This is a genomic window from Streptomyces sp. NPDC054786 (assembly GCF_053611685.1).
In genome coordinates this window covers 79,313-94,364 of record NZ_JBSHAW010000022.1, presented here as the reverse complement: position 1 = coordinate 94,364, position 15,052 = coordinate 79,313, and the positions used below count along the sequence as shown (strand labels likewise).

15 protein-coding genes and 1 pseudogene are annotated in these 15,052 nt (G+C 72.2%); 12 read left to right on the top strand and 4 right to left on the bottom strand.

Translation table 11 applies throughout. The annotated features are described in order from the left end of the window. The first annotated feature begins 45 nt into the window (after window positions 1–45). The 5 genes from ACWGI6_RS19830 to ACWGI6_RS19810 all read left to right on the top strand — a co-directional run bounded on the left by ACWGI6_RS19830 (window position 46) and on the right by ACWGI6_RS19810 (window position 4,503). A complete protein-coding gene (locus tag ACWGI6_RS19830) occupies window positions 46–1,032 on the top strand; it encodes a zinc-dependent alcohol dehydrogenase (protein WP_453268715.1) in 987 nt (328 codons plus the stop codon). Window positions 1,033–1,107: 75 nt separating this feature from the next. Continuing rightward, complete coding sequence (locus tag ACWGI6_RS19825; protein WP_453268714.1) at window positions 1,108–1,506, top strand: 6-pyruvoyl trahydropterin synthase family protein; 399 nt, start codon at window positions 1,108–1,110, stop codon at window positions 1,504–1,506. Further along, entirely contained in the window at window positions 1,503–2,624 is a 1,122-nt protein-coding gene (locus tag ACWGI6_RS19820) for a glycosyltransferase family 4 protein (RefSeq protein ID WP_453268713.1), read from the top strand. Before ACWGI6_RS19825 ends, ACWGI6_RS19820 begins: the two co-directional genes overlap by 4 nt. Continuing rightward, the gene (locus ACWGI6_RS19815; RefSeq protein WP_453268712.1) at window positions 2,621–3,499 is read left to right on the top strand and encodes an SAM-dependent methyltransferase; all 879 of its coding nucleotides are present in this window, start codon (window positions 2,621–2,623) and stop codon (window positions 3,497–3,499) included. The genes ACWGI6_RS19820 and ACWGI6_RS19815 overlap by 4 nt, the downstream gene beginning before the upstream one ends. Next, on the top strand, window positions 3,496–4,503 hold the full coding sequence (locus tag ACWGI6_RS19810; RefSeq protein ID WP_453268711.1) for a lysylphosphatidylglycerol synthase domain-containing protein: 1,008 nt from the start codon (window positions 3,496–3,498) through the stop codon (window positions 4,501–4,503). The genes ACWGI6_RS19815 and ACWGI6_RS19810 overlap by 4 nt, the downstream gene beginning before the upstream one ends. A 108-nt stretch (window positions 4,504–4,611) precedes the next feature. Here ACWGI6_RS19810 and ACWGI6_RS19805 read toward each other — a convergent pair. Next, window positions 4,612–5,163 (bottom strand): annotated as a pseudogene (locus ACWGI6_RS19805) (RibD family protein); the annotation flags it as partial. A 73-nt stretch (window positions 5,164–5,236) separates the two neighbouring features. Continuing rightward, window positions 5,237–5,992 carry a creatininase family protein gene (locus tag ACWGI6_RS19800; protein WP_453268710.1) on the bottom strand — a complete coding sequence of 252 codons (756 nt, stop codon included), beginning with the start codon at window positions 5,990–5,992 and terminating at the stop codon, window positions 5,237–5,239. Window positions 5,993–6,104: 112 nt separating this feature from the next. Here ACWGI6_RS19800 and ribA point away from each other — a divergent pair, with 112 nt between their 5' ends. Next, complete coding sequence (gene ribA, locus ACWGI6_RS19795; protein WP_453268709.1) at window positions 6,105–6,788, top strand: GTP cyclohydrolase II; 684 nt, start codon at window positions 6,105–6,107, stop codon at window positions 6,786–6,788. Between the two features lie 91 nt (window positions 6,789–6,879). On the opposite strand, the gene ACWGI6_RS19790 is transcribed toward ribA, so the two are convergent. After that, window positions 6,880–7,629, bottom strand: coding sequence for a CbtA family protein (locus ACWGI6_RS19790; RefSeq protein WP_453268708.1), 750 nt, complete (start codon window positions 7,627–7,629; stop codon window positions 6,880–6,882). A 15-nt stretch (window positions 7,630–7,644) separates the two neighbouring features. After that, window positions 7,645–7,863 carry a CbtB domain-containing protein gene (locus ACWGI6_RS19785; protein WP_129292739.1) on the bottom strand — a complete coding sequence of 73 codons (219 nt, stop codon included), beginning with the start codon at window positions 7,861–7,863 and terminating at the stop codon, window positions 7,645–7,647. A gap of 310 nt (window positions 7,864–8,173) precedes the next feature. Between ACWGI6_RS19785 and ACWGI6_RS19780 the strand changes: the two genes are divergently transcribed. From ACWGI6_RS19780 to ACWGI6_RS19755, 6 genes are all read left to right on the top strand, one after another. Further along, window positions 8,174–8,746: a histidine phosphatase family protein gene (locus ACWGI6_RS19780; RefSeq protein WP_453268707.1), complete on the top strand. Its 573-nt coding sequence runs from the start codon at window positions 8,174–8,176 to the stop codon at window positions 8,744–8,746. Window positions 8,747–8,881: 135 nt separating this feature from the next. Beyond that, on the top strand, window positions 8,882–9,322 hold the full coding sequence (locus ACWGI6_RS19775) for an SPW repeat protein (RefSeq protein WP_393908937.1): 441 nt from the start codon (window positions 8,882–8,884) through the stop codon (window positions 9,320–9,322). Between the two features lie 96 nt (window positions 9,323–9,418). Beyond that, on the top strand, window positions 9,419–9,595 hold the full coding sequence (locus tag ACWGI6_RS19770) for a hypothetical protein (protein ID WP_453268706.1): 177 nt from the start codon (window positions 9,419–9,421) through the stop codon (window positions 9,593–9,595). A gap of 310 nt (window positions 9,596–9,905) precedes the next feature. Beyond that, window positions 9,906–10,946 (top strand): methyltransferase, encoded by a 1,041-nt coding sequence (locus ACWGI6_RS19765; protein WP_453268705.1) that lies wholly within the window; start codon window positions 9,906–9,908, stop codon window positions 10,944–10,946. A gap of 148 nt (window positions 10,947–11,094) precedes the next feature. Next, a complete protein-coding gene (locus ACWGI6_RS19760; protein ID WP_453268704.1) occupies window positions 11,095–12,921 on the top strand; it encodes an alkyl/aryl-sulfatase in 1,827 nt (608 codons plus the stop codon). 95 nt (window positions 12,922–13,016) lie between these two features. Then, window positions 13,017–15,047 carry an ATP-binding protein gene (locus tag ACWGI6_RS19755; protein WP_453268703.1) on the top strand — a complete coding sequence of 677 codons (2,031 nt, stop codon included), beginning with the start codon at window positions 13,017–13,019 and terminating at the stop codon, window positions 15,045–15,047. The last annotated feature ends 5 nt before the right edge of the window (window positions 15,048–15,052 follow it).

The window sequence follows — 15,052 nt, the reverse complement described above, 5'->3', positions numbered from 1 at the left end:
CCCCAGCATCGATGAACCATCGCCGTAGCGTCCAGGAGGATCCCGATGCCGCGCGTCGCTTGTGCCTTTTGGCTAAGCGCTCCAGGTCAGGGCGAGATCCGGACGGTACCCCTTCCGGAGCCCGCCGCCGACGAGGTCCTGGTGCGCACGATCTGCTCCGGAGTGAGCCGCGGAACGGAGACCCTGGTCTTCCGTGGCGGCGTCCCCGAGAGCCAGCACACCGTGATGCGGGCGCCGTTCCAGGAAGGCACCTTCCCTGCACCGGTCAAGTACGGCTACCTCAATGTAGGTGTCGTCGAGGAAGGCCCGCACGACCTGCTGGGCCGTACGGTCTTCAGCCTGTATCCGCACCAGACGCACTTCGTCGTCCCGGTGAGCGCCGTCACTCCGGTACCGGACAATGTCCCCGCCGCGCGTGCCGTGCTGGCGGGCACGGTGGAGACCGCGGTGAACGCCCTGTGGGACGCCGCGCCGCTGGTCGGCGACCGGATCGCGGTGGTCGGCGCGGGCATGGTCGGCTGCAGCGTCGCCGCGGTCCTGGCCCGTTTCCCCGGGGTCCGGGTGCAGTTGGTCGACGCCGACCCCGCGCGCGCCGCCACCGCCCGCGCACTGGGGGTGGACTTCGCGCTGCCCGCGGCCGCGCTGGGCGACTGCGACCTGGTCGTGCACGCCAGCGCCACCGAGCAGGGGCTCGCGCGCTCGCTCGAACTGCTCGTCCCGGAAGGCACCGTGATCGAGCTGAGCTGGTACGGAGACCGGCAGGTCAGCCTGCCGCTGGGGGAGGCCTTCCACTCCCGCCGGCTGGTCGTCCGCAGCAGCCAGGTGGGCACGGTCTCCCCGGCCCGGCCCCGCCGTACCTACGCCGACCGGCTCGCGCTCGCCCTCGACCTGCTCGCCGACCCCGCCTTCGATGCGCTGATCACCGGAGAGTCGGCCTTCGAGGACCTGCCGCGGGTGCTGCCCGAGCTCGCCTCCGGCGATCTGCCGACGCTGTGCCACCGCATCCGGTACGGGCCGGCGGACGACGGCTAGCAGTCCCGGGACCGCCCGGAATTCGCCCCCCGACGACACCGTCACTGAGACCGACATCACACCGGAGGAACGGCCTTGTTCAGCATCACCGTCCGCGATCACCTCATGGTCGCCCACAGCTTCCGTGGCGCGGTCTTCGGACCCGCGCAGCGTCTGCACGGCGCGACCTTCATCGTGGACGCGACCTTCCGCCGCGCGGAGCTCGACGCCGACAACATCGTCGTCGACATCGGCCTGGCCACCCAGGAACTCGGCGCCGTCGTCGGGGAGCTGAACTACCGCAACCTCGACGACGAGCCCGCCTTCGCCGGCATCAACACCTCCACGGAGGCCCTGGCCAAGGTCATCGCCGACCGGCTCGCCGACCGCATCCAGGCGGGCAACTTCGGCGAAGGCGCCCTCGAACTGGCGGGGATATCGATCACCCTGCACGAGTCCCATATCGCCTGGGCGACGTACGAGCGCACCCTGTGACCCCTACGGGCGCCACCGCGGCGACGGAGCGTGTGGTGCACTTCGTCCTCCCCGGTGACGTCGACGATCCGGCGGTACCCAGCGGCGGCAACACCTACGACCGCCGGGTGTGCCGCGACCTTCCGGCGGCGGGCTGGCAGGTGCGCCCGTATGCGGTGCCGGGAAGCGGGCCGCAGCCGGATGCCGCGGCCCGCGCGGGGCTGGAGCGGTATGTGGCGGCGCTGCCGGACGGCGCCGTGGTCCTCCTCGACGGGCTGGTCGCCTGCGGCGTCCCCGAGATCCTGGTTCCCGAGGCGGATCGGCTGCGGCTCGCCGTACTGGTCCATCTGCCGCTGGCCGACGAGACCGGGCTCGACCCCGCACTGGCGGCCGAGCTGGACGCCCTCGAACGCCGCACCCTGCACGCCGTGGGAGCCGTGGTCGCCACCAGCGAGTGGGCCGCCCGCAGGCTCGTCGCCCACCACGGGCTGGCGGCGGAGCGGGTCCATGTCGCCAGGCCAGGAGCCGATACCGCCCCCCTCGCACCGGGCACCGACGGCGCCACCGGGCTGCTGTGCGTCGCCGCGGTCACCCCGCGCAAGGGGCAGCACCTCCTGGTGGAGGCCCTCGCCGCCGTCACCGAGCTGCCCTGGAGCTGCACCTGCGTCGGAGGGCTCGACCGCGACCCCCGTTACGTCGCCCAACTGCGGCACCGCGTCACGGAGTCCGGCCTCGACGGCCGGATCGCCCTCACCGGACCGCAGGGGGGTGCCGACCTGGAAGCGCGCTATGCCGCCGCTGACCTGCTGGTACTCACCTCGTACGCCGAGACCTACGGCATGGTCGTCACCGAGGCGCTGGCACGTGGGGTTCCGGTGCTGGCGACGGAGGTTGACGGCGTTCCGGAAGCGGTCGGGCGGGCTCCCGACGGCAGTGTGCCCGGTCTGCTCGTGCCGCCCGGCCGGCCGTCGGCGGTTGCCGAGGCGCTGCGTGGCTGGCTGGGCGATCCGCAACTGCGTGACCGGTTGAAGAATTCGGCACGCGGACGGCGTGCCATGCTGGAGGGGTGGGAGATGACGTCGCACAGTCTGGCCGGAGCGCTGGAACGGCTTCGGAACGAGATCCGGAGCATACGGTGAACGTGACCGGCAGGCCCCGATTCGCCCCGCGGTGGCTGGAGTTGCGGGAGCGCGCCGATGCCGCCGCTCGCGCACCCGAGCTGCTGCATCCGCTGCTCGACCGGTTGTCCGCGCAGCCGGCGCCGGCCGGCCCGCCCGGGAGCCCCCGCGGTCTGGTGATCCGTGATCTCGGGTGTGGCACCGGCTCGATGGGGCGCTGGCTCGCCGTCCGGCTACCCGGCCCCCAGCACTGGATCCTGCACGACCACGATCCCCTGCTGCTCGAACACGCCGGTGCGCGGATGCCCGTGACGGCCGCCGACGGCACGCCCGTTGACGCCACGACCGAGCGCGGCGATCTGGCTGCCCTGAGCGCCGACGACCTGGCCGGCACCTCGCTGGTGACCGCCTCCGCGCTGCTCGATCTGCTCACCCGCGACGAGGTGGAGGCGCTCGCCGAGGCCTGTGTGGGCGCGGGCTGCCCGGCGCTGCTGGCGCTCTCCGTCGCCGGACGGGTCGAGCTGACCCCGTCCGATCCGTTCGACGCCGAGCTCGCCGACGCCTTTGACGACCATCAGCGGCGCACGGACCAGGGCCGCGGCCTGCTCGGGCCGGACGCCGTCGCGGCGGCGGTCGCGGCGTTCGAGCGGCGCGGGGCGACCGTGGTGGTGCGGCCCAGCCCGTGGCGGCTCGGCTCGGCGGAATCCGGGCTGATCGCCGAATGGCTGCGCGGCTGGGTCGGTGCCGCGCACGCCCAGCGGCCGGAGCTGGCCCCCGAAGCGGTGGCCTATCTGCGCCGGCGGCTGGAGGAGTGCGCGGCGGGGGAGTTGACCGTCGCGGTGCACCACACCGATCTGCTGGCGCTGCCCGGCCCCTCGTCCAGGAGCGCGGGATGAACCGGTCCCGCTGGGCGGCGTGGCTCAGGCTGCTCGCGGGAGTGGGCATCCTGGTGGCGCTGGTGTGGCATCTGGGATCCGACGCCTTCCTGGACGGTCTGCGCAGGATCGATGCCGCCACGCTGCCGGCCGCCCTCGCCATCGGCCTGCTCACCACGGTGTTCAGCGCCTGGCGGTGGTGTCTGGTGGCCCGCGGCCTCGGCCTGCGGCTGCCGCTGGGCGGAGCCGTGGCGGACTACTACCGGGCGCTGTTCCTGAACGCGGCGCTGCCCGGTGGCGTCCTGGGCGATGTACACCGCGCCGTACGCCACGGCCGTCACTCCGGTGACCTCGGCCGGGGCGTGCGCGCGGTGGTCCTGGAACGCACCGCCGGCCAGTTCGTCCTGCTCGTCGCAGGAGTGGTGGTGCTGCTCGCCCGGCCGTCGCCGGTGCTGGCGCCGGTCGCCCGCTTTCTGACCTCGCCCGGTGTCGCACTGGCCGCGGCCGCGGTGGGTGTGCTGCTGCTGGCGGTCGCCGTCCGGCTGCGCCGGCGCCGCGGTGCCTCGCGCGCCGAACGCGCCCTGCGCACCCTGCTGGCCGAAGCGCGCCAGGGCCTGCTCGGCCGCGGTGTCTGGCCCGGCGTCGCGCTCTCCTCGGTGGCGGTCCTGGCGGGCTACCTCGGGATGTTCGTGCTGGCCGCAAGGGTTGCGGGAGTCACCGCGCCGACAGCCGAACTGGTGCCGCTCGTGGTGCTGGCGCTGCTCGCGATGGCGCTGCCATTGAACGTCGGCGGCTGGGGCCCGCGGGAGGGCGTCGCCGCCTGGGCCTTCGGCGCGGCCGGGCTAGGCGCGGCGCAGGGACTCACCACTGCCGTGATCTACGGCGTGCTCGCCTTCGTCGCGAGCCTCCCGGGCGCCGCGGTGCTGCTCGTCCGCCGGTCCGCCGGACGGCGCACCGAACGCCCGCAGTTCGAGTTCGAAGAGCGTGTCCTCGCCGAGCGGGGCGCGACGCAGCGGCGGGCGTAGCGCCTCCCGCATCACCGGCGTGCCGGGAAACCGCAGACCGGGGATGCCGTCGCCGAGCAGGACCGGTGCGACGGTGACATACAGCCGGTGCAGCGCCCGCTCCTGCACAAACCGCGACACGGTGACTCCGCCGCCTTCGACCAGCACCCGGCCCAGGCCACGCCGCGCCAGCGCCGCCAGCAGGCGCTCCGGAGCGAACGCGTCCCGATCCGGCAGCACCATCACGTCGACGTCCGCGCCGCGGGGCACAGCCGCGACATCCGGCCCCACCACCCACAGCGTCGGCGCGGCACCGTCGGTGAACACCCCGCTGTGCAGCGGCACCCGGCCCCGGGGATCGACCACCACCCGCACCGGGTTGTCGCCCGTACAGGCCCGCACGGTCAGCCGCGGATCGTCCGCCACGGCGGTACCGGCCCCGACGACCACCGCATCGGCCAGCGCGCGCAGCCGGTGCAGATGGCAGCGGTCCTCCGCACCGGTGACATAGTCGGCATCGCCGGTACGGGTCGCGATGAAGCCGTCCAGACTCTGCCCGAGCTGCGCGAACGCGACCCGGGGCCCGGCCAGGCACAGCGGCAGATAGCGTCCCGCGAGCTCCACCGCCTCGGGTGTGGCGGGCCGCTCCCAGCACAGCCCGCCGTCCCCGTCCGTCACCATTCCGGCGGCCCGCGCCTCGTCCGCCGTACGGATCGTCCGCAGCCGCTCCCAGGCTGCTGTCGTGTCGAACACCTCAGCCATGGGCTTCCGTCCGTGCGCCGAACAGCGCGGCGTATTCGTCGAATGCCTCGACCAGGCCGGCCAGCAATTCCTTCCCCTTCCGGGCGGACGCCAGCGACGGCCGCCCGATGACCCCGGATTCGGTATACCCCGACATGCCGAGCGTCAGCAGGTGCTTCCGGTCATCGGCGACGCAATCCGCCGATTCATAGCCTTCCTTGACCAATTCGGGATGGGCATACAGGAGAATGGACGTCTCGGCCTCTCCCGCATGCATATCGGTGTGCCCGGACGTCTGCACCCCGGCGCGGGCGCGCGCCGCGTCCCAGTCGGCCGATCCGGGGAAGAGCGCCATCCGCACGCCGCTTCCGGCGGATTCCTGAACGACATTGCGCAGCACGTAATTTCCACCGTGCCCGTTGACCAGAATCAGGGTGCCGATACCGGACTTGCGGAGCGAATCAGCGATGTCCGTGACGACCGCATGCAGGGTAGGCGCCGAAATGCTGACGGTCCCCGGCCATGCGGCATGTTCGTGCGAACAGGACACGGTCAGCGGCGGCAGCAGCTGGACGGGACGGCCGGCCGCCACCTCCCGGGCGATGGTGCAGGCGATGACGGTATCGGTGCTCAACGGCAGGTGAGCACCATGTTGTTCGAAGCTGCCGATGGGCAGCACGGCCATCGTCGGCTGCCGTGCCCGTACGTCCTCGGTGGTGTCCGCCGGCAGCAGGCCGGGCGCCGAAGTCGGGTGTCCCGAAGCGGTCATCGTGTGCTGCGGCCTTTCGTCGCTGACTCACCGAGTCATGGTTGTCGCAGCATACTTGTTGTGTTCTGAGTGAGTCCCGGCGATCCATTCCTCCCGCGGGTACCATCGCGCCATGATGGACGCCGACGACGATGCCTGCCCCGACCTCCGTGTCGCAATCGATGATGCCCTCGGCCACAAACCGGGCGTGGAACAGGTGGTGACGGTCAGGCTGCCCACCACATATGGTGAATTTCTCGCCGTCGGCTATCTGGACCGGCGTAGCGGGATCGAGCAAGTGGCTCTGGTCCACGGCGATGTCGTGGGAGAGCCCGTGCTGACCCGGGTGCATTCGGAATGCCTCACCGGCGATGTCTTCGCCTCCTCCCACTGCGAATGCGGCGATCAATTGTCCGCCGCGCTGCGCGCGATCGTGGCGGAAGGACGCGGCATTCTCGTCTATCTCCAGGGCCATGAGGGCCGGGGGATCGGGCTGTTGGCCAAGCTCCGGGCGATGAAGCTGCAGGAGGGCGGGCTGGACACGGTCGAGGCGAATATCGCGCTCGGGCTGCCCGTCGACGCCCGTGAATACGGCGTCGCGGCGGAGATGCTGCTGGACCTCGGCGTCCGGTCGGTGCGGCTGCTGTCGAACAACCCGCGCAAGCGCGAGGCGCTGCTGCGGCACGGCGTCGCCGTCGCCGAACAGGTCCCGCTGCTGATGACCCCCCGTGCGGAGAACATCCGCTACCTCCGCGCCAAACGGGAGCGCCTCGACCACGATCTGCCGCATCTGGACGGTATCCCCGGTCTGTCCTGACGTGGGCGGGACGGCCCGCGAGGGCAGCCCCCGTACCACGAGGGAGGGCTCGCGACGCCGTACGTCGCGAGCCCTCCCTCGGTGGGCCGGGTCAGGAGGCGGCGGGCGCCGCCTCGGCCGCGGTGGCCTCCGACCGGGTCGGGACGACGCGCTCCGCGAGATGACCGAAGGCCAGCCCGAAGGCGGTCCACAGCACCAGTTGGATGGCGATCGCCGACAGCCGGAACTGCCAGAGCAGCGTGGGCGAGAAGCCGTGCGGCACCTCGTCGATGGCCGGCAGGAACGCATAGGCGAGGCCGATGGCGACCACGAACGCGGCGACGGCCGTGACCGTGGCGTACCAGTTGCCCAGCTTCGGAGCCAGCCGCCGCCCGAGGATCGTGGCGGCGACGGCCAGCAGGATGCCGAGCAGCATCATCAGGAAGTACAGGGCGGTGCGTTTGCCGATGGTGTCGGGGTCGCCGACGGACGGCGGGTTGGCCGGGTACTTCAAGAACGGTACGAGGTAGACGGCCAGCAGCGCCGCGCCGGAGAGCAGCGCGGCCGTGGCGCGGGCACCGAACCGGCCGATCCGCCCGAGGGCGAAGCAGAAGGCCAGCGCGGCGATACCGCCCAGCGCGACGCCGTAGACCAGTACGCCGGTGGCCAGCCCCGCTGTGGACTGCACACCGCGGCTGACGACCTCCATCTCGTGTTCGTGGCTGTGTGCTTCCTCGAACGCGATGGCGGCGTCCACCCGCGGTTCGCCCAGCAGATAGGCGACGACGAGGGCCAGGACGCCTGCGGCCAGACCGGCGAGCATCCCGCGCACCAGGAGGGCTCTGATGGTGACGGAGTTCATGGGTGCGCAGTCCGATCAGTGGCAGGGGAAGCCGAGGAGGTGGCGCCCGTCGTGGACCCACTCGTGGACCTCCGTGCCCGAAAGCACTGAGGTGGCGCCCTGCTCCGCGCCGATGAAGTACAGGAGAACGAGCATCAGGACGCCGAAGAACAGCGCCCACGGGGCAATTGCCTTGAGGGGGAGCGGGGCCGGGGTGACGGCGCCGGTGGCCGGGGGTGCGATGGTCTGGGCCATGGCAGAACCTCCTGTGCGGGGAACTCGCGTCCCTGGTCGTGGGAGTGCGTAACGACATGCCGGGTCTGGCTCGCCCGGTTCCGGCCCTGGCTGGGCTGGTAAAAACCGGACATACAGTGGCGCGACCGCGCCGGGATCCCACCGGCTTCCGTCATGTCGTCGTCAATATCATCGGGAAGGTACCGCGAACCGACCCCCGGGCCAAGGCCGCGAAGGGGGCGGAGAGGCGCAGGACCGGGCGCGTGGGCCGGACAACTCCCTTGTAAAAGTGAGGCGTTGCCGGTGCCGGCGATGAGGGGGAGAAGAGGGCATGACAACTCGGGTGATGTTGGTCTCACCGGCCGCGGGCGACGCCCAGCGCGAGGTGCGCTTCGACGACGACGGTCCGCTGAGCGAGGCCGGGCTGCGTCGCGTCCGGGCCGCGGCCGGAGCGCTGCCGGCCGCCGACCGGACCTTTGTCTCGCCCTCCGTTCGGTGCCGGAGCACTGCCGGGGAACTCGGGCTGTCGGCCCGCTCGATGCAGGAGCTGGCGGGCTGTGCGATGGGCGGCTGGCGCGGCCGGACGCTGGCCGAGGTCGCCGATACCGAGCCGGTCGCGGTGTCCGCCTGGCTCTCGGACCCGGACTTCGTGGGGCACGGCGGGGAGTCGCTGCGGCAGCTCTGCGACCGGGTCGAGGCCTGGCTGACGCGGATGGCCCTGGACGCGGGCCGGGTGCTGGCCGTCGTCGAGCCGGATGTCGTACGTGCGGCGGCGGTCTGTGCCCTCGGCGTTCCCGTGGAGGCGTTCTGGCGGCTGGATGTGCCGCCGCTGACGGTGACCGAGCTGAGCGGCCGCGGCGGCCGCTGGAATCTGGGCCTGGGGCGGGCGCCGGACCGCAGGTGACAGCGGTGCGGCGGTTTTACGGCGAAATTCACTTGCCACTTCATCTACACATAAAGGCGACATAAGCGCAGAATAAAGGTGCGTGGTTCGATGCCGCGCGGAACGGCCGGAATGCGAGCGAAGGAGGCGAGTCGCATGGCCGACGTCTCACACCACAGGGGAGATCTCGCAGGTCACCCCGATGCTTCTGAGATGCAGGCTCGATATGAGCGGGTGCTCGGCGGGCGTGACGTGGTACTCGTCGACGGTCCGGTGCTACTGGTCGGCCTGTACTGCGCCGTCTCACCATGGATCCTCCACTTCACCGCCGCACAGCCGGCGCTCGTGACGCACAACCTCATCCTCGGTATCGCGATCGCCCTCCTGGCGGTCGGATTCACCGTGACCCCTGAGCGGATGTACGGCCTGAGCGGCGCGATGTGCGCGATCGGCGCATGGATGATCATCTCCCCCTGGATCGTCGGCAGCGGCCCGGACGCCGGCGTCATCTGGAACAACGTCGTCATCGGTGCCCTGACGTTCCTGCTGGGCGCCATGTGTGTCGCCGCAGCGTCGAGGAGTCGCCGCGGCACGTGATGCGCTCTCCCTGCGGGGGAGTGAAAGCCGCTGACCGCCTGCCCTCCTGTGAGGGCGCGCCGGTTGGCGGCTGCGTGTGAGGGGGTACGGCGGTCGGTGCTCCGGCTGCTAACGGCGCGGGGCGCCGCCACCCGTGAAGGGCTGCCGCAGCAGCCCGGCCAGTACCAGCCCGCCCGCGAGCAGCAGTCCGTCGGCCAGCGCGATACCGGCGGCCAGACTGCCGACCGCGGCCGCCGGCGCCAGCCAGGCGAAACCGCGGTGGTACGGGCGTAACCGGACCCGGTGGCCGGCTGTCGGGGTGCGGGGGCGGGCGCCGGGGCCGGGGCCGGCGCCGTGCCGGAACGCTTCGGTGAGCTCGCCGAACGGGCCGTCGTCGTACGGGGGCAGCGTCGTCCCTCCTCCGGGTCGTGCGGACGACCGCGCCGTAGTGGCAGGGCGACGGCGGGCGGGGCATTGCTCCGGCGATCGCGCCTGGTTAGGGTTGCCTAACTAAGGCAGCGGGGATGGCGCCGTACAACGTCTTCGGCATTGTTGTGCCCTGCCCGGCCTTGTCCGTAACGCCGTTGACGAGAGGTGCCGCATCATGCCGCGCGAGAACCACCCCTCGCACAAGGACCGGGACACGCTGGTCCGGATCGCCTACGGTGCGATGGCCACGCACACGATGGGCGCCGCCGCCCGTCTGCGGATCGCCGATCTGATCGGCGACGGCGAGTGCACGGCCGACGAGCTGGCGGCCAAGTGCACGGCGCAGCCCCAGGCCATGGGCAGGTTATTGCGGGCGCTGACCGGTCTCGGGCTGCTCGACGAGCGGTCCCCGGGCGTCTTCGCCCTCACCCCGGTCGGCGCCCTGCTGCGCACCGACGAACCCGAGTCGCTGCACTCCTTCGTCCGGATGTTCAGCGATCCCACCCTGCTCAGGGCCTGGGAGCGGCTGGACGACAGCGTGCGCACCGGCGAGACCTCCTTCGACGCGGTCTTCGGCAAGGATTTCTTCGGCCACCTCGCCGAACGGCCGGACAGGTCCGCCGACTTCAACGCCGCGATGAGCCAGGCCACCCGCGACACCGCGGCCCTGCTGCCGTCGGCGTTCGACTTCGGCCGCTTCACGACGGTGGCCGATATCGGCGGCGGTGACGGCACCCTGCTCGCCGCGGTCCTGCGGGCCTTCCCGTCGCTCGACGGCATCCTCTTCGACAGCGCCGAGGGCCTGGCCCAGGCCGGTGCGAAGCTGGCGCGCGACGGACTGGACGGCCGCTGTTCCCTGGTGCCCGGGGACTTCTTCGCCACCGCTCCCGAAGGTGCCGATCTGTATCTCCTCAAGAGCGTGATCCATGACTGGAGCGACGCCCGGTGCGCGGACATCCTGGGCCACTGTCGGCGAGTGATCCCCGACGATGGCCGGCTGCTGCTGGTCGAGCCGGTGCTGCCGCCGGTCGTCGATCCGGCGGCGGCCGGTGTCGTCTACCTCAGTGACCTCAACATGCTGGTCAACGTCGGTGGCCGGGAGCGCACCCGGGACGACTTCGAGCGGCTGTGCCGCGCTGCGGGCTTCGCCGTCCGTACGGTCACCCGGCTCCCGAAGCCCAACCGCTTCAGCGTCATCGAGGCCGAGCCGGTGTGAGGCGGGCGACGAGGCGGACGGGGGCGGGCGACACCCGTGGACCCCGGGGGACGGATGCCTGCACGCATGCGATAACCGGGCAAATTCGGTTAAATCGGTTGCATGGGTCCGCCGACTGTGGCCCGCCGCCCCGGAGAGGGAGCGTTCCGTGACCGCTGCACCCGTGGATGACCACCAAGACTTCGCCGACGCCGACCGTGGCTTCATCGCCGCGCTCGACCCGCCCCAGGTCACCGCGGACGACGGCCGGGTCATCTGGGACGCCGAGGCCTACGGCTTCCTGGCCGGAAACTGCCCCGACACCGCGAGCGAGAGCCTGTGGCGGCAGGGCCGGCTGGTGAGCCGGCAGGGCCTGTACGAGGTCACGGAGGGCATCTACCAGGCCCGGGGTTTGGACCTGTCCAACATGACGCTGGTCGAGGGCGACCACGGCGTCATCGTCGTCGACCCGCTCGTCTCCGCCGAGACCGGCGCCGCGGCCCTGGAGCTCTACCGCAAATACCGCGGTGACCGGCCGGTCACCGGCCTGATCTACACCCACTCGCACGGCGAGCACTTCGGCGGCGGGCGGGGCGTACTGCCGCACGACCACCACCCCGTCCCGGTGCTCGCGCCGGCCGGCTTCCTCCGGCACGCGGGGCGCGAGGACGTCTACGCGGGTACCGCCATGACCCGGCGCTCCGTCTACATGTACGGAACCCGGCTGCCCAAGGGACCCGACGGCCAGATCGGCTGCGGCCTGGGTACCACCCGCTCCACCGGCACCATGACCCTCATCCCGCCGACCGTGGACATCACCCGCACCGGCCAGGAGGAGATCGTCGACGGCGTCCGCATCGTCTTCCAGCTCACCCCGGGCACCGAGGCACCCGCCGAGATGAACTTCTGCCTCCCGGCGCACCAGGCCCTCTGCCTGGCCGAGAACGCCACCCACACCATGCACACCGTCCTGCCGCTGCGCGGTGCCCCCGTCCGTGACGCCCGGGCCTGGTCCCGCTACCTGGGCGAGGCGCTCGCCCTGTTCGGCGACGAGGCGGAGGTCGCCTTCGCCTCCCACCACTGGCCCACCTGGGGCAAGGACCGCGTCAAGACCCTGCTGGCCCACCAGCGTGACCTCTACGCCTATCTGCACGACCAGACGCTGCGGCTGCTCAACGAGGGGCTCACCGGCACCGAGATCGCCGAGGAGCTCCGGCTGCCGCCTGCCCTGGAGCGGGACCCGTCCCTCCACGGCTACTACGGTGCGCTCAGCAACAACGTCAAGGCGATCTACCAGCGCTACCTGGGCTGGTTCGACGGCAACCCTGCCCACCTGTGGGAACACCCGCCGGTCGAGCAGTCCCGACGCTATGTGGACACCATGGGCGGCGTCGAGGCCACGGTGGACGCGGGCAAGCGGTACGCCGCCGACGGCGATCTGCGGTTCGCGGCCACGCTGCTCAACCATGCCGTCTTCGCGGACCCCCACAACCTCCGTGCCCGGCGCGAACTGGCCCTCGTCTACGAACGGCTGGGCCACGGCTGCGAGAACGGCACCTGGCGGAACTTCTACCTCACCGGCGCCATGGAGCTGCGCGGCACCCTCGCCGAGGCCCGCCCGGACACCGCGGACCCCGAACTCGCCCTGGCCCTGACCGTCGACCAGCTCCTCGACTCGCTCGCCATCCGCATCGACGGCCCCCGGGCCTGGTCCACCGCGCTCACCCTCGACCTCTACCTCCCCGACGAGGACCGGACCTGGCAGCTGACGCTCTCCCACGGAGCCCTCACCCACCTCAGCGCACCCGGCGCCCCCACTCCGTCCGGGGAACGCACCCCGGACCTCACGCTCACCCTCACCAAACCCCAGCTGCTCGACCTGCTCGCCGGCCGCGGTCCGGGCGACGCCGCACAGCACGGCGAGCCCGGGGCACTGAACCGGCTGCTGAGCCTCGTCCGCGCGCCGAATCCCACCTTCCCGGTCGTCACGCCCTGACGAGGACCGTCCGCCCGGCCGGCGGCCGTCAACCTCGCGCCCCGGACCGCTTCACCGGACGCCTGCCGACACCGCGGCTGGGGCAAACTGGGCCGGTGGCGAGCAACATTCCCGAGGAGTCGACCAGTTTCATCGGCCGACGAGCCGAACTGCGCGGGATCGACGACGAGTTGACGGAGCATCGGCTGATCACTCTGACCGGGCCCGGTGGTGTGGGCAAGACCCGGATCGCGATGCGGGCCGCACGCGCGGCGGCGGCGCGGTTCCCCGACGGGGTCTGCTGGGCCGATCTGTGGCCCCTGCACGACGCGGGGCGGCTGGTGGCCAGCGTCTGCGATGCCGTAGGGCTGGCCGACCACACGGCGCGGACACCGGTAGCGGTGTTGTGCGAGGGGCTCGCCGGCAAACGGCTGCTGCTGGTACTGGACTCCTGCGAGCATCTGGTCGATGCCTGCCGTGACCTGCTCGGGGACCTGCTGACCGCCGCCCCGGGCATGACCGTGCTGGTCACCAGCAGACAGCCGCTGGACATCGTCGGAGAATGGACCACCGAGATCGGCCCGCTGCCCTGCACCGGCGACAACGACGCGCTGGCCCTGTTCACCGCACGGGCCGGGGCCGCGGCCCCCGGGCTGCGGCTCACCACCCCACCGCATGCGACGGCCGCCGACGTCATCTGCCGCCGGCTCGAAGGCATCCCCCTGGCCCTGGAGCTGGCCGGCGCCCAGCTGGCGAACAGCTCCGTCGAGCAGATCGCCGAGCGGCTCACCTCCCGCTTCGACACCCTCGACGGCGACGGGCCCGTACGGCTGCCGCGGCACCGGACGCTGCGCTGCGCCATCGGCTGGAGCCATGAGCTGTGCGCACCGCTGGAACGGCTGCTGTGGGCCCGGCTGTCCGTCTTCCGCGGCACCTTCGACGAGGAGTCCGCGAGTGCCGTGTGCGCCGGTGGACCGCTCACCGGACCGGGGGTGCGCACCACGCTGGCCGCGCTGGCCGCCAAATCGGTGCTCACCCGCGAGGGCGCGCGCTACCGCATGCTCGACACGCTGCGCGAGTACGGCCGGATGTGGCTGGCCGAACTCGACGAGACGACGGCGCTCGCGGACCGGCACGCCGCACACTTCACCGCCTTCGGCCGCCGCGCCGAACTGGGCTGGCTGGGCCCCGAACAGGTCGGCTGGTACGACAGGGTCGCCGAGGCCCACGTCGACCTGTGCACCGCACTGGACCACCTGCTGGCCACCGACCCGGAGCGGGCCCAGGAACTCAGCGCCTCGATCGGCTTCTTCTGGAACTGCTGCGGCCATCTGCACGAGGCCCGCGACTACGTGGCCCGCGCCCTGGCCGCCCACCAGGACCCGGGCCCGGCACGCACCCGGGCGCTGTGGGCGCTCGGCGTCGCCGTACTGCTCCAGGGCGATCTGGCGCTGGCCGACTCCCTGGGCCTGGAGTGCTCCCGCGCCGCGCGGGCGTCCGACGACGCGGAGGCGGTACTCCAGGCCGGCTATCTCACCGGCCTCACCCATCTGATGGCCGGCCGCCCGAGGTCCGCGCACACCGTCGCGGAACAGGTGCTCGGCCCCGCGCCGTACACCCCCTTCGCCTCTCCCGGACGGCTGCGCTGCCATCTCGTACAGCTCTTCGCGCTCACCGGCCTGGGCAAGCTCACCGAGGCCCGCACCGAGGCGAGCGCGCTGCGCCGCGGGTGTGTGCAGCGCGGCGAATACTGGACCCGGTCCTATATCGATTACCAGCTCTCGCTGATCTCGCTGTTCCAGGGCCGGCCCGAGGAGTCGGCGGACCACGCCCGCGCGATGCTCGCGGCCAAGCAGGGCATCGGCGACAAGTTCGGTATCGCGCTCGGCCTGGACCTGCTCGCGGCCGCGGTGGCGGCCCAGGGCCACGGCGCGGCCGCCGCCCGCGTCTACGGAAGTGGCCAGGCCATCTGGCGGACCGTCGGGCACCCGCAGCGCGGCACCCCGGAGCTGCGCGCGGTACGCGAGGAGTGCGAGCAGCGGGCCCGCGCGGCGATCGGCGACGAGGCGTACGCGGACCTCTTCCGGCGGGCCAGCGAGGAGCGGCCCGGGACCTCGCTCGCCCGGATCCTGGCGGGCGACCTGTGACCGGC

Coding starts and splice junctions, on each gene's coding strand:
- ACWGI6_RS19830 (WP_453268715.1), top strand. CDS start 46: ATGCCGCGCGTCGCTTGTGCCTTTTGGCTAAGCGCTCCAGGTCAGGGC.
- ACWGI6_RS19810 (WP_453268711.1), top strand. CDS start 3,496: ATGAACCGGTCCCGCTGGGCGGCGTGGCTCAGGCTGCTCGCGGGAGTG.
- ACWGI6_RS19800 (WP_453268710.1), bottom strand. CDS start 5,992: ATGACCGCTTCGGGACACCCGACTTCGGCGCCCGGCCTGCTGCCGGCG.
- ribA (WP_453268709.1), top strand. CDS start 6,105: ATGATGGACGCCGACGACGATGCCTGCCCCGACCTCCGTGTCGCAATC.
- ACWGI6_RS19790 (WP_453268708.1), bottom strand. CDS start 7,629: ATGAACTCCGTCACCATCAGAGCCCTCCTGGTGCGCGGGATGCTCGCC.
- ACWGI6_RS19785 (WP_129292739.1), bottom strand. CDS start 7,863: ATGGCCCAGACCATCGCACCCCCGGCCACCGGCGCCGTCACCCCGGCC.
- ACWGI6_RS19780 (WP_453268707.1), top strand. CDS start 8,174: ATGACAACTCGGGTGATGTTGGTCTCACCGGCCGCGGGCGACGCCCAG.
- ACWGI6_RS19775 (WP_393908937.1), top strand. CDS start 8,882: ATGGCCGACGTCTCACACCACAGGGGAGATCTCGCAGGTCACCCCGAT.
- ACWGI6_RS19765 (WP_453268705.1), top strand. CDS start 9,906: ATGCCGCGCGAGAACCACCCCTCGCACAAGGACCGGGACACGCTGGTC.